The following is a 26,103-nucleotide window of genomic DNA, read 5'->3' on the forward strand; positions in this document are numbered from 1 at the left end:
CGTGGCCCAGGCGGCGCCGGGCAGCATTTGTCAGACATTCCCTGATCCGGCCGCCGGGAGCCGGTGGCCCCGGCGGCCTCGGGATCGTCAGGCGTTGCGGTGTGCCTCGTACCGCATCGTGCGCGAGACGCCGACACGCACGGTCGTGCCGGGCAGGATCGGCACCGGCTCGTTCGGCGGGATGTCGTAGAAGTTGGGGTCGCCGGGCGGCTGGATCTGGGTGCCGTTCACCGAGCCCAGATCGAGCAGGTTGACGTCCCAGTTGTCCAGGAAGACCCGCAGGTGGCGGCGTGACACCGAGCCGTCGGGGCTGGTGACCCTGGCCGGCCTGGCCTCGCCCGACTGCACTTCGGGCGCGCGCTCGGGGTCGCGGCCCAGCAGGTAGTCGGCCTCCAGCGGCAGCGCCATGCCGTCGTCGAGCAGCAGCACGCCGAGCAGCGGCCGTGGACCCTTGTACGGCACCACCGCCCGCTGGTCGATGGGGATGCCGCAGACCGCGCAGTAGGGCGCGCGCGGGTCGTTGAAGTGGTCGTTCTTGCAGTCGACGCCGTAGACCATCGGCCGCTGCTCCGGCTCGGGCGCCGCGTCCATCTGGGTCGCCTCGCCCGGCTCCTCGTCGGCGGGTGCGTGCGGCACCGGCTCGAACGGCCCGCTCGGCGGGCCGTCCGGCCCGCCCAGATCATGCGGCAGGCCCAGATCATGCGGCAGGCCCAGGTCGTGCGGGGGGTTCAGGTCGTGCGGGGGGTTCAGGTCGTGCGGAGCGCCCCGGTCCTCGATGGGCTCGGGCAGCGGGGGCAACGGCTGCGGCCCCGAGTGGTGCAGCGGATTCGGGTCGGAGAGGGCGGGCGGCAGCGGCGGCAGCGGCTGGGAGACGTGGGACGGCGGCTGGACGGGCGGCGGCGCGAGCGGCTGGGAGGATCCCGGGGACTGCGCCGCCTGCTCGGCCGACGGCCCGCCGCCCGGCATGGGACCGGACGGGAACGGCGACACGGGCGGCGGCGGCACGGGCGACGGCACTACGGGCCCGCGCGGGGCGATCGGCTCAGGAGCACCGATGGGCGGGGGCTGCACGCCCTGCTGCTGACCCTGCTGCTGCGGCTGGGGCGGGCGCGGAGGCAGCGGCGGGAAGGCGAGGTCGCCGTGCCGGGTGAGGTCGCACTCCAGCCCGGCCCCGGTGACCACACCGCCGTCCAGCCTGGCGTACGGGCTCGACGGGCCCGCTCCGGGCAGGCGCAACTCGACCCGGGACACCGGGCCGTTGACGAGACGGTCGGTCCAGGTCAGCGCGTCGTGCCCGGCGAGGCGGACCTCGCCGTCGGGGCCGCCCGACACGGTCGCGTACGCGGCCCCGCTGACCAGCACGGCCACGCCGCCCCCGGCCGGCCCGGCGACCGCGCAGGCCACCGGCTCACCGCCGATCGACCTGTCCATGGCGCGCGCGAGGACCTGGGCCACCCGCCGGGCCAGCGCCCGGCCGTCCCCGCCCGTCGTGGCGGTCTCGCTCAGCGCGTCCAGCAGGTCGTCGACCGGCTGGTCGCCGCCGGTGGCGCACACGAGCAGCAAACCGTTCAGATGGGCGACCACGCCCTCCCCCGGCAGCGGGCGGACCACCCCCACGCCCTGTTCCGTCACAGAAGTTCTCCCTCCGGAAACGCCACCGGATGACCGGCATCATCGCCGGCACGCCATGTGCCGGATCGATCACCCCAGAAAGTAGCAAAAAAGAGTGGTGAACCGGCTTGCCGGAGTCCGCGGCGGGCGGCCGGACGGCGCCCGGCCCCGGTCTCGGTCAGCACCCTAGTCCCCGGCGACGCCGCGCTCACACACCGCTGAACATGCGGTTGACGTCGGCCGTGGCGAGCACTCCGTAGATCTCGCCGCCCCGCTCGACGAGCAGGTACTCCGGCGCGGGGGTGTCCCGCATGGCGTCCAGCAGGGGCTCCCCCTCCAGGTCGGCGCCGAGCACGAGCGAGGGCTCCAGGGCGCGTGACAGGGCGCCGACGTTCACCCACGGCCTGCGCTGCTCGGGAGTGGCGTTGACCGCCGCCTCGTTGACGATGCCGACCGGCCTCCCGTCGTGGTCGACCACCACCATGGCCCCCGCCCCCGCCTCGCGCGCGCGGCGCAAGCCCTCCGACAGCGGCACCTCGGCGGTGACCGGGATCGCCCGGCGGGCCAGCACCCGGGCCCGCAACTGCGGCAGCCGTGCCCGTACGCGGGCCACCCGCAGCGACTGGGAGGCCCCGAGCCAGATGAACGACGCCAGCACCACCGTCCAGAGCATGCTCCCGATGCCGGGCTCCTGCCCGGCCATCAGGTTCATGAGGAGCGGCACCACGACCACCGCGACCGCGACGCCACGGCCGACCCACGCGGCGGCCACCGTGCCCGTGCCCGGGTCACGCCTGATCTTCCACACGGCCGCCCGCAGCATCCGGCCGCCGTCGAGCGGCAGCCCGGGCAGCAGGTTGAACAGCCCGACGATCAGGTTGGACAGCCACAGCTGCCACACGAGCACCTGCGCCAGGCCGCCCGGCGGCACGACGAACGCCTCCGCCAGGGCTCCGATCCCGGCCAGCCCCAGCGACAGCAGCGGCCCGGCGAAGGCCACGTTGAACTCCCTGCCCGCCGTCTCCGGCTCGCGTTCGATCTCCGAGACGCCGCCGAGCATGTAGAGGGTGATCCGGCGCACCGGCAGGCCGTAGTGCTTGGCCACGACGCAGTGCGCCAGTTCGTGCAGCAGGACGGAGACGTACAGCAGGACGGCGAAGGCCAGCGCGACGGCGTACGCCGCGGCCTCGCTGTAGCCCGGCAGCATGTCGGCGAACTGGGGCTGGAAGCTGATCGTGATGAACGCCGCCACGATGAGCCAGGTGGGTGAGACGTAAACCGGGATGCCGAACGGCCGTCCCATCCGAAGTCCGGTGGACTCCTTGACCGGTGTGCTCATGTGGCCGCCTTCCCCTCCCACGCCCCTCGATGCTACGCGCCGGGCCGTGAGGTCAGCCTAAGAGCTCGCCCGCCCCTCGCGCACCGTGTGATCGTTACGGCGCGCGGGCCGGGGCGGCGGCCGGCGGACCGGCGCGGCGACCGATACGGATTCCCGCGTGCCGCGGGTAAAAATTCGCACACACTTTCGCGCCGCTTGGGGTCACCCCCGCTCTCCTGGGTACGCGGGCGCACATGGGCCTGCGCGCGCGCCTGTCCGACAGCATGACCAGCGCCCTGACGTCGGCGCTGCTCATGCGCGTGGGGTGGCTGGCGCATCGGCTCGTCCGGCCCGAGCCCGTCCTCGTCGAGCGGGTCCGCCGACGCCTCGACGAGATCAACAGCGGTGACGGCAGCGGGCGGATCCAGCAGCCGGAGCACCGCACGGGAATGGCCCCGCTGGCCGAGAGCATCAACGCCACCCTCGACCACGCCGCTCGGTGCTCCCGGTTCGCCTCCGACGTCTCGCACGAGCTCCGCAGCCCCCTCACCGCCCTCCGGGTGAAACTCGAGGAGGCGCAGCTTCACATTCCGGAGACCGGGCTGGACGAACTCCTCCGCGAGGGCTTGCGGGACATCGACCGGCTGGAATCCGTCATCGACGACCTCCTCACGTCGTGCCGGCTGCGGGCGGGGATCGCGACCGCCCGGCCGCGCCCGGTCGACGTCTCCGAGGTGGTGAAGGAGGACGTCTCCCGACAGAGTGGACCCGTCCCGGTCCTGCTCCGGCTCCAGCCCGGCGTGTACGTGAACGGCGTGCCGACACAACTCGGCCGGATCCTGCTCAACCTGCTGAGCAACGCCCAGCGGCACGCCAGGCGCTCGATCGTCGTCACCGTGCGGCGTGATCGTGACATCGCCGAGATGGCCGTCGACGACGACGGGGACGGGGTGCCGCCCGCCGATCGGGAGCGGCTCTTCGAGCGGTTCGTCAGGTCGGAGAAGTCGCTCCGAGTCGATCCTCACGGCGCCGGGCTCGGTCTGGCGATCTGCCGGAAGATGGCCTCGGCGCACGGCGGCACCATACACATCGAGGACTCCGCCGCCGGCGGCGCGCGCTTTGTGGTCCGGCTGCCCGCCATCGATCCGGTGAGGCGTGAAGTGCCGGTACTCGCCGCCGCGGGGTCGGGCTCGGCCTGAGCCCGCCACGGCGCGCATGGAGAGGGGCGGGAGCGTTCTGTCGGCCCGGTGTCCTACAGTTCCGGCATGACCCTCGCCGAAGAGCGCGCCGTCATCGGGGCGCTTTCCCCCTCCCGGGCCGGTGACTTCATGACCTGCCCCCTGCTCTACCGGTTCAGGGTGATCGACCAGCTCCCCGAGCGGCCCTCGGCCGCCGCAGTCAGGGGCACGCTCGTTCACGCCGTGCTGGAACGGCTGTACGACCTGCCGGCGGAGGCACGGACGGTCGCCGCCGCCCAGGATCTGCTGGAGCCCCAGTGGCGGCGGCTGCTCGCCGAGGAACCCGACTACGCGGGGCTGTTCGAGAACGACGGGGAGCGGGACGCCTGGCTGGCGCAGGCCCGTGGCATGGTCGACCGTTACTTCACGCTGGAGGACCCGCAGCGGCTGGAGCCCGCTCAGCGTGAGATGTACGTCGAGGTCGTGCTCGACAGCGGGCTGCTGCTGCGCGGCTACATCGACAGGCTCGACGTGGCCCCGACCGGCGAGATGCGGGTCGTGGACTACAAGACGGGCACGGCGCCGGGTCGCGACTGGGAGGCCAAGGCGCTGTTCCAGATGAAGTTCTACGCGCTGGCGCTGTGGCGGCGCAGCGGCCAGGTCCCCCGGATGCTCCAGCTCATGTACCTGGGCAACGGCGAGATCGTCCGTTACGTCCCCGACGAGGCGGACCTACGGGCGACCGAGCGCAAGGTCGAGGCGCTCTGGGCGGCCATCGAGCGCGCCGTGCGCACCCGCGAGTGGCGCGCCCGCCGCTCGCGGCTGTGCGACTGGTGCGACCACCAGGCGCTGTGCCCGGAGTTCGGCGGCACCCCGCCGCCCGTGCCCGACCGCGAGCCCGGGCTGTCCGCCCGCGTCAGCAGGAGGTCGGCCAGCGACGAGCTGTGACGCCCGCTCGGACTCCTCCTGTGGGCTCCTCCATGGGGAGGAGGGGGGATATCCCTCCCGGGCAGGGTGGACGCGGGCGGCGAACGCCTAGATTTGGTACGTGCGCACCACCCCCGGCAGTACGCGGTCCTGGCTTCGGGCTCATCCCCTGGTCTACGACTCGATCCTCGCGGTGGTGCTGACGACCGCGTCCCTGTGGTGGATCGCCTCGGCCGCCCCCGGGCAGGAGGCCGGTTGGCTGCGCTCCGCATCGCCGCGCCCGGCGGACGCGCTGAACCTGATCCTGGCGGCGGCCTGCACGCTGCCCGTGGCCCTGCGGCGCAGCCGGCCCTTCGTGCTGCTGGTGGCCACCTGCGTCCCTCAGGCGGCGCTCGACACGCTCCACTACGACCCCGGCCTGAGCGAGTTCGGCGGGCTCGTGCTGCTCTATTCGGTGGCCGCCTGCCGGGGGCTGGCGCTGAGCCTGGCCGCCCTCGTCGTCTCCTTCGCCTCCTACGTCGCCAGCGCCGTCGCCGGGGTCATCACCCCGTCCTGGACCGACCACGTCGTCGTCACCGCCGTCCTGCTGCTGTGCTGGGTGTGCGGCCGGGCGCTGCGGCTGCGCCGCGCCTACCTCGCGGAGCTGGTCCAGCGGGCCGACCGGCTGGAGCGGGCGCGGGAGGCCGACACCAGGGCCGCCCGGGCCGAGGAGCGCTCCCGCATCGCCCGGGAACTGCACGACGTCGTGGCCCACCACGTCAGCGTGATGACGGTCCAGGCCGCCGCCGCGCGCAGGATGCTCGACACCAAGCCCGACGTGGCGCGGGACGCCCTCACCGCCATCGAGGAGATGGGCCGTACGGCGATGGCGGAGATGCGCAGCATCGTCGGCGTGCTGCGCACCGACGGCCCGGCCGAGCGGGGGCCGCAGCCGGGCATGCACGACCTGCCGGCGCTGGTGGAGCAGATGCGCGAGGCAGGGCTGCGGACCCAGCTGTGGATCGAGGGCGAACGGCGCGGCCTGCCGCCAGGGGTGGATCTGGCCGCCTACCGGCTCGTGCAGGAGGCGCTGACCAACAGCCTGCGGCACGCCGGGCCCGCCGCCCGCGCCTGGGTGACCGTACGGCACGAGCCGAACGAGCTGAGCATCCACGTGGAGGACGACGGGCGCGGCGCGGCGGAGGAGTCGGTGCGGATCGGAGGCAGGGGACACGGCCTCGTCGGCATCCGCGAGCGCGTGGCGCTCTATGGTGGAGTTCTGCGGATCGGTCCCCGCGCCAAGGGCGGGTTCGAGGTCCGCGCACAGTTCCCCCTCAAGTAGAGCCCCCTCAATCACAGCCCCCTCAAGTAGAGCCCCCTCACGCAGAGCCCCTTCAAGGACAGACCATGACGATCAGGGTGTCCCCCTCCACCCGGCGGCCCGCCGCCCCTCTCAGGACGGACGCATCATGACGATCCGGGTGTTGCTGGTCGACGACCAGCCGCTGCTGCGCACCGGGTTCCGGTTCATCCTGGAGGCGGAGCCGGACGTCACCGTCGTGGGCGAGGCGGGTGACGGCGCGGTGGCCATGGAGCAGTCCCGGGCCCTGCTGCCCGACGTGGTGCTCATGGACGTCCGCATGCCCGGCACCGACGGCATCGAGGCGACCCGCCGCATCGTGCGGGAGGCCGCGCCCAGCGCCCACGTGCCGAAGGTGCTCGTGCTGACCACGTTCGACCTGGACGAGTACATCGTGGAGGCGCTGCGCGCGGGCGCGAGCGGGTTCCTCCTCAAGGACGTGCCGCCGGACGAGCTGGTCCAGGCGATCCGCGTGGTGGCGGCCGGCGACGCGATCGTGGCGCCGAGCGTCACCCGGCGGCTGCTGGACAGGTTTGCCACCCGGCTGCCCCCCGCCCACCAGCAGGCCACCCCCGCGCGGCTCGACCGGCTCACCGAGCGCGAGCTCGAGGTGCTGGGCCTGATCGCGAAGGGCATGTCGAACGCCGAGATCGCCGCCCAGCTCGTGGTCAGCGAGACGACCGTGAAGACCCACGTGGGCAACGTGCTGACCAAGCTGGGGTTGCGCGACCGGGTCCAGGCGGTCGTGCTCGCGTACGAGACCGGCCTGATCGTCCCCGGCGCCTTCTCCTGACCTTCGGCCTACGACCACGGGAGTAGCGAGGCGGGCCCCGGTCCTCCCACGGTCGCGGGCGAGAGCCGTACGGGAGGCCGATGCCGGGCGGGGGCGCGCCCCGATACCGTCGTGACAGGGGCGTGGCCGAGGTGGCGGAACACGCCTCGCCGGTACGGCTCCCGCGGACCGTCTGGGGGGAAGACGGCGGGGGCCGTACCGGCGGAAAGACTCAGTCCGCGGGCGCGGCGGCCGTCTCCGGCGAGGCCGCGGGCCCGCCGCCCGAGCGGGCGTTCTCCGGGAAGTGACAGGCCACCTGGTGGCCGGGGGCGAGCGTCTCCAGCGGCGGCTCGACCTGCTTGCAGATCTCCTGCGCCTTCCAGCAGCGGGTGTGGAACCGGCAGGCGGGCGGCGGGTTGAGCGGGGAGGGCACGTCGCCCTGCAGCCGGATCCGCTCCCGTTCCTTGCGCCGCTTCGGGTCCGGGACCGGGACCGCCGACAGCAGCGCGTTGGTGTACGGGTGCATCGGCGCCTCGTACAGGCCCTTGCGGTCGGAGATCTCGACGATCTTGCCGAGGTACATCACCGCGACGCGGTCGCTGATGTGCCGCACCACCGACAGGTCGTGCGCGATCACCACGTAGGTGAGGTCGAGCTCCTTCTGCAGGTCCTCGAGCAGGTTGACGACCTGGGCCTGGATCGACACGTCGAGGGCCGACACCGGCTCGTCCGCGATGATCAGCTTGGGCTTGAGCGCGAGCGTCCTCGCGATGCCGATGCGCTGCCGCTGGCCGCCGGAGAACTCGTGCGGGTAGCGGTTGTAGTGCTCGGGGTTGAGGCCGACCAGTTCGAGGATCTCCTGGACCGCCTTCTTGGTGCCCTGCTCGGTCTTGATGCCCTGGATCCGGAACGGCGCGCCCACGATGGCGCCGACCGTGTGCCGGGGGTTGAGCGAGCTGTAGGGGTCCTGGAAGATGATCTGCACGTCCCGGCGGAGCGGACGCATCCGGCCCTGGGACATGTGCGTGATGTCGTTGCCCTCGAACAGGATCTTCCCGCCGGTCGGCTCGATCAGCCGCGTGATGAGGCGTCCGGTGGTGGTCTTGCCGCATCCCGACTCGCCGACCAGGCCCAGGGTCTCGCCCTTCTTCACGTCGAAGCTGATGCCGTCGACGGCCCTGACCGCGCCGACCTGCCGCTTGAGCAGGCCCTTCGTGACCGGGAAGTGCTTTTCCAGCCCCTGTACGGACAGCAAGGGCTCCTCGTTCACGAAGCCTCCAGGTTCGGCTTGATCTCGTTCTCCCAGATGGCGCGCCGCCGCTCGCGCGGCAGGTGGCAGCGCACGAGGTGGCCGCCCTCGGTCTCCAGCAGCTCGGGGACCTCCGCCTTGGCCCGGCCGCCCGTACGCTCCTCGAACACGCAGCGCGGGTGGAAGGCGCAGCCGGACGGCACGTTGATCAGCGAGGGCGGCGAGCCCTTGATCGGCATCAGCCGCTCGGTCGGCTCGCGGTCCAGGCGCGGCATCGAGCCGAGCAGGCCCCAGGTGTAGGGGTGCTCGGGCCGCTCGAAGATGTCCTCGGACGTGCCGTACTCGATGCACTTGCCGCCGTACATCACGAGGATGTCGTCGGACAACTCGGCGACGACGCCGAGGTCGTGCGTGATGATGATCAGCGCGGCGTTGAAGTCGCGCTGCAGGTCGCGCATCAGGTCGAGGATCTGCGCCTGCACGGTCACGTCGAGCGCGGTCGTCGGCTCGTCGGCGATCAGCAGCTCGGGGTCGCAACTCAGGGCCATCGCGATCATGGCGCGCTGCCGCATGCCGCCGGAGAACTCGTGCGGGTAGCTGTCCACCCGCCGGTCCGGCTGCGGGATGCCCACCCGGCCCAGCATGTCGATCGCGTGCTTGCGCGCGACCTTCTTGCTGACGTCGTTGTGGATGCGGTAGGCCTCGATGATCTGGTCGCCGACCGTGTAGAACGGGTGCATCGCCGACAGCGGGTCCTGGAAGATCATCGCCATCTTCTTGCCGCGCAGCGTCCGGACGTGCTCCAGGCTGGCACCGACGAGTTCCTCGCCGTCGAGCCAGATCTCCCCGGAGATGCGGGCGCGGCCGCCCTTGTGGAGGCCGAGGATGCCGAGGCTGGTCACGCTCTTGCCGGAGCCGGACTCGCCGACGATGCCGAGCGTCTTGCCCCGCTCCAGGGTGAACGACAGCCCGTCGACCGACTTGACCAGGCCGTCGTCGGTCGGGAAGTGGATGCGCAGGTCCTTCAGTTCCAGGAAGCTCATCCCAGCCTCACCCTCGGGTCCACGACGGCGTACAGGAGGTCGACGATCAGGTTCGCGAAGACCACGAAGAACGCGGCGACGAGCGTCACGCCCATGACCTTCGGCAGGTCCTGGGCGAGGATCGCGTCGATCGCGTACTTGCCCATGCCGGGCAGCGAGTAGGTGCTCTCGGTGAGCACGGCGCCGCCGAGCAGCAGGCCGAGGTCGAGGCCGAAGATCGTGAGAATCGGGGTCAGCGCGCCGCGCAGGCCGTGCTTGACCACGACCGCCCGCTCGTTCAGGCCCTTGGCCCGTGCGGTGCGGATGTAGTCCTCGTTCATCGTCTCCAGCATGCCCGCCCGGGTGAGCCGCGCGTACCCGGCGGCGTACAGGAAGGCCAGCGTGATCCACGGCAGGATCAGGTTGTAGGCCCACATGGCCGGGTTCTCCTCGAACGGCGTGAAGCTGCCGCCCGGGGCGGTGATGCGGAACGGATTGCCGTAGCTGAAGACGACGAGCGAGACGATGCCGGTGAAGAAGATGGGCAGCGAGACGCCGGCCAGGGCGACGCCCATCGCGGCCCGGTCGAACAGGCTGCCGCGTTTCAGCGCGGACAGCACGCCGGTCGCCACACCGGCTATCACCCAGATGACGGCGGCCCCGATGGCCAGTGAGATCGTCACGGGCAGCCGGTTGAGCAGGTCCGGCCAGACCGGGAGCCGGGTGAGGAAGGAGTAGCCGAAGCAGGGCGCGGGGCAGTGCTCCACGCCGGGGCCGTAGTCGTAGTCGGCGCCGGCGACGATGCCCTTGGCGAACCGCCCGTACTGCACGACCAGCGGATCGTTGAAGCCGAGCTTCTCAGCCGCGATCTTCACCTGTTCCGCCGAGGCGGTGCGCCCCACGTAGCGCGCGGCCAGGCTCTCCGAGGTGGCGCCCGCCAGGCGGGGCACCAGGAAGAAGATGGCGAACGTGGCGATGCTCACGATGGTGAGCATCACGACCGCCCAGATCAGGCGCCGGATGATGTATGTGACCACAGTCCCCCCGGCTCCGGGGGCCGGCCCGGTCGGACCGGCCCCCTTGCCGCGTTCACGCGTCTATCGGATCTGTCTGGTCTCGGCGGGCGCTTACTTGACGCCCATGCCGAGGTAGTCGTACATGGCGTACGCGTCGTTCACGAAGATGTTCGTCGCGTTCTTGCTGCGCACGAGCAGGGTCTTCGTCCACACGTTCGGCAGGATGTAGGCGCCCTCCATGACCTTCTTGTCGATCTGGGTCCAGATCGCGTTGCGGGCGTTGGTGTCGGTCTCCTTCATCGCCTGGTCGATGAGCTTGTCGACCTCGGGGTCGCGGACGCTGATGTTGGAGGAGCCGCCGGTGTCGCGGATGACACGGCTGTCGACGATCTGCTGGAGGAAACCGAAGCCGTCGGGCCAGTCGGACTGCCAGCCGTTCTGGGCCAGGCCGATCTTGTTGTCCTTGGCGTAGCCCGGCTTGCCGGCGTACAGCGCGAAGTAGTCTGCCTGCGGGAACGGCTTGAGCGTGAGCTTGATGCCGACCCGGCCGAGGGACTGCTGCAGCGCCTCGGCGGCCGCCTTCTCCTTCGGCCGCTCGGCGCGGTAGGAGATGTTGGTCTCGAAGCCGTTGGGCTGGCCGCAGGCGGTCAGCGCCTCCTTGGCCTTGGTCAGGTCGCCCTTGTTGTCGGCGCCCGGCGGGTAGAGGTTGAAGTCCTCGTGGCCGGGGATCGCCGGCGGCAGCAGGCTGGTCGCGATCTGGCCACCGGAGAACTCGCCGCCCCAGGCGGTCTGGAGGGACACCTTGTCCGTGGCGTACTCGACGGCCTTGCGGCACTCGATGTTGTCGAGCGGCGGGACGTTGCCGTTGATCGAGGTGTACCAGAGGCGGGTGCTGGTCGGGTTGTCGGCGTTCGCCTTCATCGCGGGGTCGGGCAGGACCCGGCCGAGGGCCGCCGACTGCACGCCGATGCCCGCGACGTCGACGTCGAGGTCGCCGGCGATGATCCGGTTGTCGATGTCGTCGGCGTTGACGTTGGTGGAGACCTCGTAGCCGTCGGGCAGCGCCTTGCGGTTGGGGTCGGTCGCCGAGTCCCACTGGTCGTTGCGGACCAGCGTGAAGCCCTTGCCGATCTCGTTCTTCTCGAACTTGTACGGCCCGGTGGAGATGATGTGCTCCTTGTACTTCGCGCCGGTGTCCTTGTCCTTGGGGACCGGGATCGTGGCGGGAAGCTGGGCGAAGTAGTCGAAGTTGCTCAGCGGCTGCTTCAGGTGGAAGACGATCGTGGAGTCGTCGGGCGTCTCGATCGCGCTGTCGGTGTTGACGTCCTTGGACTTGTACGCGCCCTTGTAGTCCTTCGGCCAGGCGAGGAAGTCGTTGAAGTAGGTGTACCCGTCGGGGAACACCTCCTTGTCGAACGACCGCTCCACGGCGTACTTCACGTCCTTGGACGTGACCGGGGTGCCGTCCTCGAACTTGATGCCCTTCTTGAGCTTGTACGTCCAGGTCTTGGCGTCGTCGCTCGGCTTGCCCATGTCCTCGGCGAGGTCGGGGACGAGCTGGTTGCCTTCCTTGCCCACCGCGGACTTGAACATCAGCAGCGACCGGCCGTACAGGCGGATGAAGTTCCAGGAGTAGCCGTAGTAGGTGTCGCCCGGGTCGAGGGAGTCCCAGTCACCGCCGTTGGCGAACTTGAGGATGCCGCCCTTCTTGTCCGACGGGTTGACAACCCCCGTCAGAGCGGCGTTGAACTCGCTCTTGGACTCGGAGCCGGCGGCGGCGCCGCCGGAGGACGACGGCGTGCTACTGCCCGAACCGCCGCCGCAGGCGGCCACGGCGAGGGCGAGCACGGCGCCGGTGGCCGCCACACCCAGTCTTCTTCTTAGCATTGCAAACCCCTTGGTGATAGGAGCCGGGGGACTTTACGGGGAAGGGAGGGGCTCAGCGGGCCTTCGGGTCGAGAGCGTCCCGCAGGCCGTCGCCGAACAGGTTGAACGCCAGGACCGTGATGAAGATCGCCATGCCGGGGAAGAACATGAAGTGCGGGATCGTGTAGAACCGCACCGCGTCCGACAGCATGCCGCCCCAGGTGGGGGTGGGCGGGCGCACGCCGACGCCGAGGAACGACAGCGCCGCCTCGAACAGGACGTTCGTGGGGATCAGCAGCGTCGCGTAGACGAGGATCGGCGCGACCAGGTTCGGCAGCAGCTCGCGGAAGATGATGTACGGCCCGCGCGCCCCGAGGCTGCGCGCCGCGTCCACGAACTCCCGCTCGCGCAGCGACAGCGTCTGTCCCCGAATGATCCGCCCGATGTACGGCCAGTTGAAGAAGCCGATGATGAACACCAGCAGCGAGACGCGCAGCGTGTCGCCGGTCAGGCCGAACGCCGAGTCGGGGACGATGCCCGCCAGCGCGATCGCGAAGACCAGGATCGGGAACGCCAGGAAGACGTCCATGGCCTTGCTGATGATCGAGTCGACCAGACCGCCGAAGTATCCGGCGGTGACCCCGAGCAGGGTCCCGATGACCACCGAGAGCAGCGTGGCCAGGAAGGCGATGAGCAGCGAGATCCGGGCGCCGTACACGACCCGGCTGAAGATGTCGCGGCCGTTGACCGGCTCGATGCCGAACAGATGGTCGGCGCTGATGCCGGTGCCCGTCTTGGGCGCCATCGTGGAGGAGTCGATGAGGTCGGAGTTGAACTGCGTCGGGTCCTGTCCGAACGCCCCGGCGATCACCGGCGCGAAGACCGCGACCAGGATCAGGAAGATGACGATCAGACCGCCGGCCAGGGCGACCTTGTCGCGCTTGAGCCGCATCCAGGCGATCTGACCGAGGGACCGGCCCTGGATCGCCTTACCGCCCGACGCGTCGACGACGGCCTCCGGCGTGGCCTGCGCGTCCCCACCGGTGACGTCCATCGGCGCGGTCATCGATCCTCCTTCGCCCTGCCCGAGCGGACCGCACCCGCGGTGACGCGCTCGGGGTAGCCCGGGATCGATCCGGCGACAGAGAAGCGGCGGCCGCTCACGACCTTGCCTCGCACGGCCATTTGGTGCAGGCCCCCTGGATCCCAGACGACATTGTCCGAAGGGGCCGCGTGGTGTGCGACCCCCGGAGGCAGAATCTATGGTCTGAGCTGGGCTGACCAGTCCCCAGAGGCGCCCTGTGGCTCAACTGTGATTCACGCGAAACTCATTCGTGTTGATCTTGAAGGGTTTGTCCGCGTCCCGTTTCGATTATGTCGTGGAACTGTAACATTGCACTGGCCGGTAACTTGATCCCACGATGTGGGATGATCAGCTGATTCCCCGGCGCTTGAGAATGGCCTCGATGTCGGAGAAATCGTCCCCTGCGGGCTGTTCCACCTGTCGTGGTGCCGTCTTCCCGGTCTGTGCCGTTTTAGACGTGGCCGTTTGAGACGTGGCCGCTTTGGGCGCGGCAGGCCGCTCAGGCGCCCCGGCGGCGCCGCCCGGCTCCGGCCGTGCCGTACGGGTCCGGGACAGGGCACGGCCGCGCAGCGTGCCGGAGACGACGAACAGCAGCGCCGACAGCCCGGCCAGGACCACCCCGGCCCACACCGCGGGCGACAGGACCAGGCCGGTCACGAAGCCCACCGCCGCCGCGCCGATGTTCCAGAGCGTCTGCAGCGCGCCGGTGAGGTAGGCCGCCAGCGGTAGCAGGGACCATGCGGTGGCCCGCAGGCCGGCGGTCACCCCCCTGCGCCGGAAGGTCAGGTAACTGAGCCCGACGCCCACCGCGGTGAGACCGGCGCACAGCGGCAGCCAGGCGATGTCGTTGAATGTCATGGCGGGTCCCCTTCGTCCACGGCGTACCCCCATCCTGGCACCCCGAGGGCGATGACGCGGGGGCCCGCGCTACCGGACGAGCGACCGCAGGAGGTCCACGTCCACGTCGAGCAGCGAGGGCATGACGACCCGCCCGGGCGCCTGAGCGATCGGCAGGACGCCCGGCACGGCGACGACCCGGCAGCCCGCGGCGGTCGCCGAGGCGACGCCGTTCGGCGAGTCCTCCAGCGCGACGCACCGCTCCGGGTCCACCGACAGCAGGCCGGCCGCGGTCAGGTACGGCTCCGGGTGCGGCTTGGTGCGCGTGACGTCGTCGGCCGTCACGACGATCTCGAAGTGCTCCCGGCCGACGGCCTTGAGCACGGCGTCGGCGATGATCCGCAGCGACGAGGTGACCAGCGCCGTCCGCACGCCCTGGTCGCCGAGCCCGCGCAGCAGGTCGAGGGCTCCCGGCATGGGCTCGACGCCTCTCGACAGCCGGCTCTCCATGCCGTCGATCAACCACTCCCCCACGACCATGGGGTCGACGTCGGCCTGCGTCAGCTCCAGCATGTACGCGACGGTGCGGTCCCAGGAGCCGCCCACGAGCTGCTCCTGGTGCTCAGGGCCCCAGGCCCCGCCGAGGCGGGTGACCACCTCGGTCTCGACCTCGAACCACACCCCTTCGGTGTCGACGAGCAACCCGTCCATGTCGAACAGCACGGCGTCCACGTGGCCCCTTCCCCCGGTGAGACCCCCGATCAGGGGGGACCAACATGGTAAGGGGCGCACGTGAACGCCCATGCGGCCGGTCAGACGTTGAAGTACTTCGCCTCGGGGTGGTGGACGACCAGGGCGGAGGTGGCCTGCTCCGGGTGGAGCTGGAACTCCTCCGACAGCGTCACGCCGATGCGCGCGGGGTCGAGCAGCTCCACGACCTGCACCTGGTCCTCCAGGTTGGGGCAGGCCGGGTAGCCGAAGGAGTAGCGGCAGCCGGCGATGTTCACCTTGAGCATGTCGGCCAGCGACTCGTCGCCGCCGATGCCGAGCTCCGACCGCACCCGCGCGTGCCAGTATTCGGCCAGCGCCTCGGTGAGCTGCACCGACAGGCCATGGAGCTCCAGGTATTCGCGGTATGCGTCCTTGGCGAAAAGCTCGGCCGTGGCCTCGCTGATCCGGTTGCCCATCGTGACCACCTGGAAGGCGACGACGTCGGTCTCCCCGGACTCGCGGGAGCGGAAGAAGTCGGCCAGGCACAGGTGCCGGTCGCGCCGCTGCCGCGGGAAGGTGAAGCGGGTCCGCTCCTTCCCGTCGTCGTCCAGGATGATGAGGTTGTCGCCCTCGCTGACGCAGCGGAAGTAGCCGTAGGCGACCGCCGCCTCCAGCAGGTTCTCCGTCTGCAGCCGCTCCAGCCACATCCGCAGCCGTGGCCTGCCCTCGGTCTCGACCAGTTCCTCGTACGACGGGCCCTCGCCGCCCCGGGCGGCCTTGAGGCCCCACTGGCCCATGAACGTCGCCCGTTCGTCGAGGAAGGCGGCGTAGTCGGCCAGCGGGATACCCTTCACGATCCGGTCGCCGAGGAACGGCGGGGCGGGCACCGGGTTGTCGGCCGCGACGTCGGAGCGGGCCGGCAGGTCCTCCTCGGCGGTCCGCGTCAGCACGGCGCCGGTCTTCACCCGCCGCGCGCGCAGCGGCGGCAGCGTCGCGCCGTCCACACCGCGCTTGACCGCCATGAAGGCGTCCATGAGGCGCAGGCCCTCGAACGCGTCACGCGCGTACCGGACCTCGCCCCGGTAGAGGTCGGCCAGGTCCTGCTCGACGTACGCCCTGGTCAGGGCGGCGCCGCCGAGCAGCACGGGATACCTGTCCGCGATGCCCCGGGAGTTCATCTCCTCGAGGTTCTCCTTCATGACCACCGTGGACTTGACCAGGAGCCCGGACATGCCGACCACGTCGGCGCGGTGCTCCTCTGCGGCCTCCAGGATCGCCGACACCGGCTGCTTGATGCCGAGGTTCACGACGTCGTAGCCGTTGTTGGAAAGGATGATGTCCACGAGGTTCTTGCCGATGTCGTGGACGTCGCCCTTGACCGTGGCCAGCACGATGCGGCCCTTGCTGCTGCCCTCGACCTTCTCCATGTGCGGTTCGAGGTAGGCCACGGCGGTCTTCATCACCTCGGCCGACTGCAGCACGAAGGGAAGCTGCATCTCGCCGGAGCCGAACAGGTCGCCGACGACCTTCATGCCGTCGAGCAGCACGTCGTTGATGATCTCCAGGGCCGGCCGCTGGGCCAGGCCCTCGTCGAGGTCGGCCTCCAGGCCCTTGCGCTCGCCGTCGATGATCCGCCGCTTCAGCCGCTCCCACAGGGGCAGCCCGGCCAGCTCGGCCGCCTTGCCGGCCTTCATGGACGCCGCGTCCACGCCCTCGTACAGCTCCATGAACCGCTGCAGCGGGTCGTAGCCCTCGCGCCTGCGGTCGTACACGAGGTCGAGCGCGACCTGGCGCTGCTCGTCCGGGATCCGGTTCATCGGCAGGATCTTGGAGGCGTGCACGATCGCGGAGTCGAGCCCCGCGTTGACGCACTCGTTGAGGAAGACGCTGTTCAGCACCATGCGGGCCGCCGGGTTGAGGCCGAACGACACGTTGGAGACGCCCAGCGTGGTCTGCACGCCCGGGTAGCGGCGCTTGAGCTCGCGGATCGCCTCGATCGTCTCGATGCCGTCGCGCCGGGTCTCCTCCTGACCGGTCGCGATCGGGAACGTGAGGCAGTCGACGATGATGTCCTCGACCCGCATGCCCCAGGTGTTCACCAGGTCCTCGATGAGCCGGGTGGCGATGCGCACCTTCCCCTCGGCGGTGCGGGCCTGGCCCTCCTCGTCGATGGTCAGCGCGACCACGGCCGCGCCGTGCTCCTTCACCAGACGCATGATCTTCTGGTAGCGCGAGTCCGGGCCGTCGCCGTCCTCGTAGTTCACCGAGTTGACCACGGCCCGGCCGCCGAGCATCTCCAGCCCGGCCTCCAGCACGGCGGGCTCGGTGGAGTCGATCACGATCGGCAGCGTCGAGGCGGTGGCGAACCGGAACGCCAGCTCCTTCATGTCGGCGACCCCGTCGCGGCCGACGTAGTCGACGCACAGGTCGAGCATGTGCGCGCCGTCGCGGGCCTGCGCCCTGGCGATCTCCACGCACTCCTCGTAGTCGCCGGCCAGCATCGCCTCGCGGAACGCCTTGGAGCCGTTGGCGTTGGTCCGCTCGCCGATGGCGAGGTAGGAGGTGTCCTGCCGGAACGGCACGTGCTGGTAGAGCGACGCGGCCCCCGCCTCCGGGCGGGGCCGCCGCTCGCCGCGGGCGCGCCCGCCCACCCGCTCGACCACCTGGCGCAGGTGCTCGGGCGTGGTGCCGCAGCAGCCGCCCACGAGCGCGAGCCCGTAGTCGCGGGTGAACGCCTCGTGCGCGTCCGCCAGCTCCCCCGGGCTCAGCGGGTAGTACGCGCCGTCGGCCGTGAGCTGCGGCAGGCCGGCGTTCGGCATGCAGGAGATCGGGATCCGCGAGTGCCTGGCCAGGTAGCGCAGGTGCTCGCTCATCTCGGTCGGGCCGGTGGCGCAGTTGAGGCCGATCAGATCGACGCCGAGCGGCTCGATCGCGGTCAGCGCAGCGCCGATCTCGGAGCCGAGCAGCATCGCGCCGTTGGTCTCGATGGTGACCTGCGTGATGATCGGCACGTCCCGCCCGGCGGCCTCGACCGCCCGCTTCGCGCCGACGACCGCCGCCCGCACCTGCAGCAGGTCCTGGCAGGTCTCGATGATCAGAGCGTCGGCCCCGCCCGCGATCAGGCCGGCGGCGTTGTCGCGGTAGGCGTCGCGCAGCGTTTCGTACGGCAGGTGGCCGAGCGTGGGGAGCTTCGTGCCGGGGCCCATCGAGCCGAGGACGAACCGGGGCCTGTCCGGCGTCGACCAGTGGTCGGCGCGCTCCCTGGCCAGCCGCGCGCCGGCCTCGGAGAGCTCGAAGATGCGGTCCGCGATGCCGTACTCGCCCAGGGCCGCACGGTTGGCGTTGAAGGTGTTGGTCTCGACGCAGTCGACGCCCACCTCCAGATACGCGTCGTGCACGGCCCGCACGATGTCGGGACGGCTCACGTTGAGCACGTCGTTGCAGCCCTCGTGGCCCTGGAAGTCGTCAAGGGTGGGGTCGTAGGACTGCAGCATCGTCCCCATGGCTCCGTCGGCGATCAGAACTCGCTCGGACAGCACTTTTCGGAACGACGGTCTGCTGGTCATGGAGGCAAGCCTATCGGCCCCGCCGGATGGAATATCGTCCGCGCGCGCGAAACGGGAATACCGGTTGCGTGAGGGACGGCGGGCCCACGTCCGCCGGCGCGGCGCCGCAGGTCGGCGCAGCGCGACGGGCCGGTGCCCGGCGGAGGTGACGTACGGGGCCCCTCACCGAATAGTCTTGGACTGAGCCATACTGCACAAGGCCAGTGAGGAGGCGGCGCGTGATCGAGTTCGAAGGGCTCCCCGAGCTCGTCGACCCGGTGCTGATCGCCGCGTTCGAGGGATGGAACGACGCCGGCGAGGCGTCCAGCGGCGTGCTCGCGCACCTCGAGTCCGAGTGGAAGGCCACCCCGCTCGTCGAGCTGGACCCCGAGGACTACTACGACTTCCAGGTGACCCGGCCGGTGGTCGAGCTCGGCGACGGCGTGACCCGCTCCATCGTCTGGCCGACGACCCGGCTGCTGCTGGCCCGCCCGCCGGGCGGCAAGCGCGACGTGGTGCTGCTGCGCGGCATCGAGCCCAACATGCGGTGGCGGTCGTTCTGCGCCGAGATCGTCGGGCTCTGCCACGATCTCGGCATCGAGCTGGCCATCCTGCTCGGCGCGCTGCTCAACGACTCGCCGCACACCCGGCCGGTGCCGATCACCGGCTCGGTCAGCGACCCCGGCATGGCCCGCGCGCTCAACCTGGAGCTGACCAAGTACGAGGGCCCGACGGGCATCGTGGGCGTGCTGCAGCACACCCTCGGCACCGCCGGGCTGCGGACGGTGTCCCTGTGGGCGTCGGTCCCGCACTACGTCGCCCAGCCGCCCAACCCCAAGGCCACCCTGGCGCTGCTGCGCCGCATCGAGGACATGCTCGACATCCCGATGCCGTACGGCGACCTGGCCGAGGAGGCGCGGGCCTGGGAGCACGGCGTGGACGAGCTGGCGGCCCAGGACAGCGAGGTGGCCGAGTACGTGCGCGAGCTTGAGGAGCGCAAGGACGCGGCCGAGCTGCCAGAGGCCAGCGGCGACGCCATCGCGGCGGAGTTCGAGCGCTACCTGCGCCGCCGCGACCGCGGCACCGACCGCTGACCTGCTGGGACATCGCCGACGGGTCAGGCCGGCCACCAGCTGAGGTAGCGCTCACCGGTGTCCGGGAAGATCGTCACGATCGTCCGCCCCGACAGGTCCTCGCGGCGGGCCAGTTCCGCGCAGCCGTACGCCGCCGCGCCCGAGGAGACCCCGACCAGCAGCCCGGTCGTAGCCGCGATGAGCCGGGTCATGGCGGCCGCCTCGCCGTCCGGCACGGTGATCACGTCGTCGATGAGGGTGACGTCGGTGACGGGGCTCGTGAAGCCGCCGTTGAGGCCGGGAATCCGGTGCGGCCCCGGGGCGCCTCCCGACAGCAGCGGGGAGCCCTCCGGCTCGACCGCGACGACGCGCAGCCGGGGGTTGCGCTCGCGGAGATAGCGGGCCGTGCCGGTGAGGGTGCCGCCGGTCCCGACTCCGCACACCAGCACGTCGACCTCGCCGCCGGTGCCGGCCCAGATCTCCGGTCCCGTGGTCGTGTAGTGGGCCATGACGTTGGCGGGGTTCTCGTGCTGGCGGGCGTACCAGGACCCGGGGACGGCGGCGTGCAGTTCCGTCGCCCGGTCGACGCATCCCTGGAAGCCGAGGACGTGGTCGGTGAACTCGACCCGGGCGCCCAGCATGCGCAGGATCAGCGTGCGCTCCCGCGACGCGTTGTCCGGCATCACGACGACGCACGGGTATCCCCGGCTGACGGCGAGCGCCGCCAGGGCGATTCCGGTGTTGCCCGACGTGGACTCGATCACGGTCGCGCCGGGGGTCAGGGCCCCGGACGCCTCGGCCTCCTCGATCATGCGCAGCGCCACCCGGTCCTTGATGCTCGACAGCGGGTTGGCCGCCTCCAGCTTGGCGAGCACGGTGGCGGACGGGGGCAGACCGTCGAGGGCGAGGCGGAGCAGGGGCGTGTCACCGATGAGATCGTCGATCCTGGCCGCTATCTCACGGCCGATCAGGGGGATCATGCCTGCTCCTTCGCGGCCACCAGCAGGTATTCGTGCGAGCGGTTGGTCACCATCGGGTCGTCGTCGCTCACCGGCCGGTCGTAGAGGTGGATCCGCTCGTCGCCGAGGGTCAGGTGCCGGCCGAGCACGCGGGCGACGTCCCAGGCGAGCGGCACGAACCTGCCGGCCAGGCGGCGGTTCTGCACGGCCAGCACCGCCCGCGCGCCGGGCCGCATGACCTTCGTCACCGCGGCGAAGGCCTCGTCGATCGCGCTCAGGTACTCGTCGTAGTCCCGCAGCGCGTAGAACTGGCCCTCCACGGAGGAGTCGGTGTCGAGGTTGGTGCCGAAATAGGGCAGGTCGGCCAGGACGAAGTCCACCGACTCCGGCGGCAGCGGCGGCGTGCGGGCGTCGGCGCACAGCATCGTCTGGCCGGGGTACGCCTCCAGGCGCTTTCGCGCCTGCTCCGCGCGCTCCGGCGAAACCTCCAAGCCGATGCCCTTCCGGGACTCGACCGCGCACGCCACCAGCGTCGTCCCCCAGCCGGCGAACGGGTCGAGCACGACGTCGCCCGGCCGGCTCATCTCGACGATCAAGGGCCGCAACTGGCTCACCCAGCCGCACTGGCCCGCGGCCTCCGGCAGCGCGTACGCGGGGTCCTCTCCCTGCAGCACATGCCAACTCGATCTGCCCATCAGTCCACACCAGCCTTCTGTGTCGCCGTCGCGTCGCGACGGTTGTCTGTGTCTTCGGGGTCTTCGGGGTCTTCGGGGTCTTCGGGGTCTTCGGGGATCCGCGCGTGGACGGCCCGGGCGGGCAGCCGTGACTCCAGGCGGAGCATGGTGAGCGCCGAGCAGGAGACGCCTCCCGCCAGCAGCAGCCACATGGAGACCGGTGACAGGCTCAGCAGCGCGGTCAGCACGGCCGGAGCCAGCGTGATCGGGATCGCCCAGGAGAACTGGTAGACCGCCATGTACCTGCCGCGGGTCTCCTCGGGGGCCGCGCTCGACACGAGCGCCGACAGCGGCGCGCCGTGCAGCATCTCCCCCAGCGTGAACAGCGCCGTCGCGGCGAAGACCCCGGCCAGGGCGACCGGCCGCGCGGGAACCCCGGCCAGCAGGGCGAACGCCGCGAACGACGCCGCGAACGTGGCGGCGCCCGCCGCGACGGTGCGGGTGCGCCGATAGCGGATCAGCCGCCGCGTCACCGGGATCTGCAGCAGCGCGATGCCGACGGTGTTGACCGCGTACAGCACGCCGACCAGCGACGCGGGAACGTCCAGTTCCTGGGTGACGTAGACGGGCAGCGCCACCGACAGCACCATGTAGCCGAAGGCGGTCGGCACGTTCTGCAGGGTCAGCGCGAGGAACGTGCGATCGCGCAGGACGAGCCGGTATCCCCCGCTTCGCCGGTCCGTCGCCGCCCGCGGGGCCGTAGGAGCCCGGCCTCCGGGAACAGGGATTGTGCGGAGGATCAGTGCGGCGCCGGCGAACGCCGCGGCGCTGACGAGGACGATCACCCGGTAGGCGGCGTCGCTGCCCAGGCCGAGCGCGGCGCCCGCGATGAGGCCGCCCGCGCCGAGTCCGGCGTTGCGCAGGCTGCGCTGCGCGGCGAGGAGCCTGTCGCGGTCCGCGCCCCGCGCGATCGAGGCGACGAACGACTGGATCGACGGCGGGTAGGAGCCGTCGCCGAGCGCGACCAGCGCCACCGCGAGGAACATCGTCAGCGGCGAGTCCACCAGCGGGTAGGCGGCGAACCCCACGGCGCGCACCGCGTAGCCGCCCACGACGACGGCCCGCGCGCCGAAGCGGTCGACGAGCACGCCCGCGATCGGATTGCCGACCAGGCTGAACAGCGCCGCCCCGGTCATGATGACGCCGACCCGCTCGATCGGCAGCCCGGTGACGTGGTGGAAGAACAGCAGGGACAGGGGCAGGTACATGCCGCTGCCGGTGGCGTCGACCACCATTCCGGCCATGTAGCGTGCCTGCGTCGACGGACGGGTCACGACGGCACCGCCCCGATCCGCACCTGCTCCTCCAGCCGCGCGCCGAGCGAGCGCAGCCTGCGCTCGCACTCCGCCCGGGAGGGGGCCGAGGCGATGGCCACGGTCAGGAAGTCGGCCGAGCCCGAGGCGGGCGGGACCACCTGGCCCGGCTTCGCGTAGAGCCAGAAGTGCTCCACCCAGGGCTCCCGCGGGACGTCGGGCAGCGCCTGGATGAGTCCCGGCCGCTTCATCATCAGCACCTGACCGGCCATCCGCGCCGGCTCCGGCCGCCGCCCGGGGCGTACGGCCCGCTCCGCGTCGGGCAGCGGCAGGCCGAGCTGGGCCCGGATGGAGCACTCGGCGAGGTTGACCCCGAACAGGGTGTGGAAGACCTCGCGGATCTTCCCGCCGCCGGACCGGCAGGCGATCTCGCACAGCACCAGCCGGTCGTCGGGCGTGTGGAAGATCTCCGCGTGGAAGGCGTGGTCGCGCAGCCGGCCGCCGGGCCGCCGCAGCGCCGCCAGCGTCCGCCCGGTCAGCTCCAGCAGGCGGCCGGTGAGCGGGTCGCCGGGGTCGAGCGCCAGGTCGACCCGGGAGCCTGGGTCGGTGCCGAACGACGCCAGCTCGTACTGGTACTGCGAGGGCCAGGCCAGCACGACCTCGCCGTCCACCACCAGCCCGTCGACGTGGCACATGCGGCCGGGCACGTACGCCTCCAGCAGCAGGTCGTCGCGCTGCGAGCCGTACGCCTCGGTGAGGAAGGCCGTCAGCGCGTCCCGGTCGCGCAGGATGCGCAGGCCGATGGAGTTGAAACCGGCCCTGTTCTTGACCACGAGGGGGAACCCGTGGACGCCGGCGAAGGCCAGCACGTCCGCCGCGGTCCGCGGCACGGCGTGCGGGGCGACCTCCACGCCGGCCCGCGCCGCGTGCTCCTTCATCAGGGCCTTGTCCCGGAACGGCAGCACGTCGGCGGCCCGCGCGCCGGGCAGCCCGAGCTCCTCGCGCAGGGTGGCCACGCGCAGCACGTCGGCCTCGTGCTCCCCGATGAGGTGCGTGGCGCCGTACTCGGCGGCGAGGCGCGCGACCCGCCCGGCCACCTCGTCGTCGTGGTCGAAGAGCTCCAGGTGCGTGTAGCCGAGGTTCCCTTCGGGGATCCGCTCGCCGAACGGCTCGAACCTGTCGCGGGCGGCGAGGATCACCACCGGGCCCTCGTGGTCGCGCAGCCAGCGGTCGTACGGGAACGGCTCCAACGGGTTGCGGTGGACGATGACGACGCTCATGTCACCCCCTCGCCTGAGCGAATCACTGTGCTTGTTGATTCGCTCGCTTCGCTCGCTCATGCCGGCACCTCCGCCAGGGATCGGGCCTCGGCCGCGTGCGCGAGCCAGGACCGTCCGTCCTCGCCCACGATCCGGATCCGGATGGCGTCGTCGATGACCTCCGCGCCGCGGCGGATGGCCGCGTCCGTGTCGGGGCCGGTCACCGCCACCAGGCCGAGCCGGTCCCAGTTGTCGCGCAACGCGTGCACGGTGTCGCCGGGCTTGGCGGTGACGCGCACGTCGAGGACGCCGTCCCGCGCCGCGGCGTCGGCGACACCCTCCACCGACTCGACCCGGCCCGGCTCGCTCACCAGGGAGCGGACGCTGGCCCCTGCGTGCGCCTCCGGCCGGTCCGGCAGCTCGGGGACCAGCCCGAACGGCCAGCCCAGGGCATATTCGACCAGGTCGATGCCGTAGGCGCCGCGCACGAGCTCCGGAATCATGTCGCCGGCGACGCGGTTGTGGCTCTCGATGATCACCGGGCCGTGCGGGCCGAGCCGCAGCTCGGTGTGCGTGACGCCGTCCCTGAGACCGATCAGGTCGAGGAAGCGGCGCACGCTCGCGCGGACCCGCTCCTGGACCGGCTCGTCCAGCCGGGCGGGCACGGCGTGGCCGAGCTCCGCGAACCGGTCGGCGTGCACGAACTTCTCGGTGATCGCCACCACGACGTGGCGGCCCGCGAAGCTGAACGCCTCGACGCTGAACTCCGGTCCCTCGACGTACTCCTCGATGAGGAAGTCCCGCAGGAGGTACATGGTCGAGACCCGGTCGGTCCGGGTGCCGCGCAGCCCTTCCACCGTGGCCCAGACCTGCTCGGCGTCCTCCGGCCCCCCGACCCGGAAGACGCCGATGCTCGCGGTCGCGTCGGTCGGCTTGACGATGAACGGGTAGCCGTGGACGGCGCCGAAGGAGTCCAGGTCCTCTCGCCGCAGGAGCGGCGCGGCGGCCACCGCGGAGGGGTCGAGCTCAGCGCCCGGAACCGACGCGAGGTGGCGGCGCATGGCCAGTTTGTCGCGGAACCTCCTGGTGACCTCGTAGCCGGTGCCGCCCAGGCCGAACAGGTCGTTGACCCGTCCCGCGTTCTCCAGCCCCGGCTCGGTGATGGACAGCGCGACGCGGAACCCCGGCTCCTGCCACAGTTCCCTCGCGACGGGCTCGACGGCCGCCCAGTCGGTGTAGTCCAGGACGCGCAGGACGTCGGCGAGCTCCTCCTGCTCGGGGCTGACCTTGGTGGGGTGCTGGAGCAGCAGGACGGTCAGGCCCAGCTCCTTGGCCTTGCGCACGGTTTCGTCCGTGGCGCCGACTATCAGGACCGTGCTGTCCGGATTCATCGATCCATTCCTTTCTTCGGGGGGTCGGGGCAGGTCGGCTCGGGCCGTACGGGACGCCGTGCCGGCGCGAGGCGGTGACACGGTCCCGGCGGAGGCGAGGACGCGCGCGCCGGCGGGCACGTCGTCGAGGACGAGCGCCCGCGCCCCGATGACGGCGTCGTCTCCCACGCGCACCGGGCCGAGAACGGCCGCGCCGACGCCCAGCACCACGCGGGCTCCGATCACCGGGTGCCGCCGTTCCCCTTCCGCGCGCAGGTTGTCGCGCCACCAGCCGACCGCCCCCAGGGTCACCTGGTGGTAGATGGTCACGTCGTCGCCCACGACCGCGGTCTCCCCGATCACCACGGCCGCACCGTGGTCGACGAAGACCCTGCGCCCGAGCACCGCACCCGGGTGGATCTCCACCCCGGTGACGAACCGTGCGACGAGCATCAGCAGCCGGGCCGGCAGTCGCCGGCCGCGCCGGTGCAGCCGGTGGGCGACCCGGTGCAGCCATAGCGCCGGGAGCGCCGGGTGCAGCAACGCCTCCTTCCGGTCGCGCACGGACGGGTCCCGCTCGACGATCGTCCGCAGGTCCTCGGCCAGGAGGCGCAGCAGTCTCTCCGGCCGTTCGCTTCCCGGGGGCGGCGGAGAAGACCTGAAATCGGCATGCGGCATCTTCGCCTCCTCACATTCACCTCGGCGAATAACCATGAATGAAAACCCGGATCGATGGAACGGCAGACCGCCACTGGCCGGGAGATGCTCCACGGCCATTTCCGGGAAAGTGAATTACGGACCCTTTTTCCTCGGTTATTGGGTAAGCGTGATGGCCCTGGAACCACAGGTCAACCCCTACCCGACCGGCCTTCGACCGGTAATCAGCGGGCCGACAACCCCAACCGGACAGGCGTCGTACCGAATTATCCGAGCCCAAGGGGGTGCATTCTCAGGAGCGACGGAGTCGCAGAATGCGCACG

The 26,103-nt window shown here is 71.3% G+C and carries 20 protein-coding genes; 5 read left to right on the forward strand and 15 right to left on the reverse strand.

The window, feature by feature from the left end; translation table 11 throughout:
* Nucleotides 1-87: 87 nt before the first annotated feature.
* Together QSK36_RS10000 and QSK36_RS10005 are read right to left on the reverse strand one after the other, a co-directional pair.
* Nucleotides 88-1,632 (reverse strand): FHA domain-containing protein, encoded by a 1,545-nt coding sequence (locus QSK36_RS10000; RefSeq protein ID WP_285782158.1) that lies wholly within the window; start codon nt 1,630-1,632, stop codon nt 88-90.
* Nucleotides 1,633-1,819: 187 nt separating this feature from the next.
* Nucleotides 1,820-2,950, reverse strand: a complete 1,131-nt coding sequence (locus QSK36_RS10005) for a site-2 protease family protein (protein ID WP_183531257.1) — start codon at nt 2,948-2,950, stop codon at nt 1,820-1,822.
* A 233-nt stretch (nt 2,951-3,183) separates the two neighbouring features.
* On the opposite strand from QSK36_RS10005, the gene QSK36_RS10010 reads away from it, so the two are divergent.
* The 4 genes from QSK36_RS10010 (at nt 3,184) to QSK36_RS10025 (ending at nt 7,166) form a co-directional block, all read left to right on the forward strand.
* Nucleotides 3,184-4,128, forward strand: a complete 945-nt coding sequence (locus QSK36_RS10010) for a sensor histidine kinase (RefSeq protein ID WP_285782159.1) — start codon at nt 3,184-3,186, stop codon at nt 4,126-4,128.
* 66 nt (nt 4,129-4,194) lie between these two features.
* A complete protein-coding gene (locus QSK36_RS10015) occupies nt 4,195-5,055 on the forward strand; it encodes a RecB family exonuclease (RefSeq protein WP_285782160.1) in 861 nt (286 codons plus the stop codon).
* 100 nt (nt 5,056-5,155) lie between these two features.
* Nucleotides 5,156-6,355 (forward strand): sensor histidine kinase, encoded by a 1,200-nt coding sequence (locus tag QSK36_RS10020; RefSeq protein ID WP_285782161.1) that lies wholly within the window; start codon nt 5,156-5,158, stop codon nt 6,353-6,355.
* A gap of 127 nt (nt 6,356-6,482) precedes the next feature.
* Complete coding sequence (locus tag QSK36_RS10025) at nt 6,483-7,166, forward strand: response regulator (protein ID WP_183531253.1); 684 nt, start codon at nt 6,483-6,485, stop codon at nt 7,164-7,166.
* 211 nt (nt 7,167-7,377) lie between these two features.
* Here QSK36_RS10025 and QSK36_RS10030 read toward each other — a convergent pair whose 3' ends face one another.
* The 8 genes from QSK36_RS10030 to metH form a co-directional block, all read right to left on the reverse strand.
* Nucleotides 7,378-8,415 carry an ABC transporter ATP-binding protein gene (locus QSK36_RS10030; RefSeq protein WP_285782162.1) on the reverse strand — a complete coding sequence of 346 codons (1,038 nt, stop codon included), beginning with the start codon at nt 8,413-8,415 and terminating at the stop codon, nt 7,378-7,380.
* On the reverse strand, nt 8,412-9,437 hold the full coding sequence (locus QSK36_RS10035) for an ABC transporter ATP-binding protein (RefSeq protein ID WP_139572999.1): 1,026 nt from the start codon (nt 9,435-9,437) through the stop codon (nt 8,412-8,414). The genes QSK36_RS10030 and QSK36_RS10035 overlap by 4 nt, the downstream gene beginning before the upstream one ends.
* On the reverse strand, nt 9,434-10,453 hold the full coding sequence (locus QSK36_RS10040) for an ABC transporter permease (protein ID WP_139573000.1): 1,020 nt from the start codon (nt 10,451-10,453) through the stop codon (nt 9,434-9,436). Before QSK36_RS10040 ends, QSK36_RS10035 begins: the two co-directional genes overlap by 4 nt.
* Before the next feature lie 90 nt (nt 10,454-10,543).
* Nucleotides 10,544-12,319: an ABC transporter substrate-binding protein gene (locus QSK36_RS10045; RefSeq protein ID WP_285782163.1), complete on the reverse strand. Its 1,776-nt coding sequence runs from the start codon at nt 12,317-12,319 to the stop codon at nt 10,544-10,546.
* Between the two features lie 52 nt (nt 12,320-12,371).
* Complete coding sequence (locus QSK36_RS10050) at nt 12,372-13,364, reverse strand: ABC transporter permease (RefSeq protein WP_183531251.1); 993 nt, start codon at nt 13,362-13,364, stop codon at nt 12,372-12,374.
* A gap of 366 nt (nt 13,365-13,730) precedes the next feature.
* On the reverse strand, nt 13,731-14,240 hold the full coding sequence (locus QSK36_RS10055; protein ID WP_285782164.1) for a cellulose synthase: 510 nt from the start codon (nt 14,238-14,240) through the stop codon (nt 13,731-13,733).
* A gap of 69 nt (nt 14,241-14,309) precedes the next feature.
* Nucleotides 14,310-14,951 (reverse strand): HAD family hydrolase, encoded by a 642-nt coding sequence (locus QSK36_RS10060; RefSeq protein ID WP_285782165.1) that lies wholly within the window; start codon nt 14,949-14,951, stop codon nt 14,310-14,312.
* A gap of 80 nt (nt 14,952-15,031) precedes the next feature.
* On the reverse strand, nt 15,032-18,496 hold the full coding sequence (metH, locus tag QSK36_RS10065) for a methionine synthase (protein WP_285782166.1): 3,465 nt from the start codon (nt 18,494-18,496) through the stop codon (nt 15,032-15,034).
* Between the two features lie 218 nt (nt 18,497-18,714).
* Between metH and QSK36_RS10070 the strand changes: the two genes are divergently transcribed.
* Complete coding sequence (locus tag QSK36_RS10070) at nt 18,715-19,569, forward strand: PAC2 family protein (protein WP_139573006.1); 855 nt, start codon at nt 18,715-18,717, stop codon at nt 19,567-19,569.
* Between the two features lie 23 nt (nt 19,570-19,592).
* Here QSK36_RS10070 and QSK36_RS10075 read toward each other — a convergent pair whose 3' ends face one another.
* From QSK36_RS10075 to epsC, 5 genes are read right to left on the reverse strand one after another with little or no spacing between them, the layout of a single operon-like run.
* Complete coding sequence (locus QSK36_RS10075) at nt 19,593-20,528, reverse strand: PLP-dependent cysteine synthase family protein (RefSeq protein WP_183531246.1); 936 nt, start codon at nt 20,526-20,528, stop codon at nt 19,593-19,595.
* Nucleotides 20,525-21,202, reverse strand: coding sequence for a TRM11 family SAM-dependent methyltransferase (locus QSK36_RS10080; RefSeq protein WP_183531245.1), 678 nt, complete (start codon nt 21,200-21,202; stop codon nt 20,525-20,527). The genes QSK36_RS10075 and QSK36_RS10080 overlap by 4 nt, the downstream gene beginning before the upstream one ends.
* A complete protein-coding gene (locus QSK36_RS10085; protein WP_285782167.1) occupies nt 21,202-22,515 on the reverse strand; it encodes an MFS transporter in 1,314 nt (437 codons plus the stop codon). Before QSK36_RS10085 ends, QSK36_RS10080 begins: the two co-directional genes overlap by 1 nt.
* Nucleotides 22,512-23,774 (reverse strand): ATP-binding protein, encoded by a 1,263-nt coding sequence (locus QSK36_RS10090; protein ID WP_285782168.1) that lies wholly within the window; start codon nt 23,772-23,774, stop codon nt 22,512-22,514. The genes QSK36_RS10085 and QSK36_RS10090 overlap by 4 nt, the downstream gene beginning before the upstream one ends.
* Before the next feature lie 56 nt (nt 23,775-23,830).
* Nucleotides 23,831-25,801: a serine O-acetyltransferase EpsC gene (gene epsC / locus QSK36_RS10095; RefSeq protein ID WP_285782169.1), complete on the reverse strand. Its 1,971-nt coding sequence runs from the start codon at nt 25,799-25,801 to the stop codon at nt 23,831-23,833.
* Between the last annotated feature and the right edge of the window lie 302 nt (nt 25,802-26,103).

Origin of the sequence: Microbispora sp. NBRC 16548 (assembly GCF_030268985.1) — a bacterium.
Taxonomy (GTDB): Bacteria; Actinomycetota; Actinomycetes; order Streptosporangiales; family Streptosporangiaceae; genus Microbispora; species Microbispora catharanthi.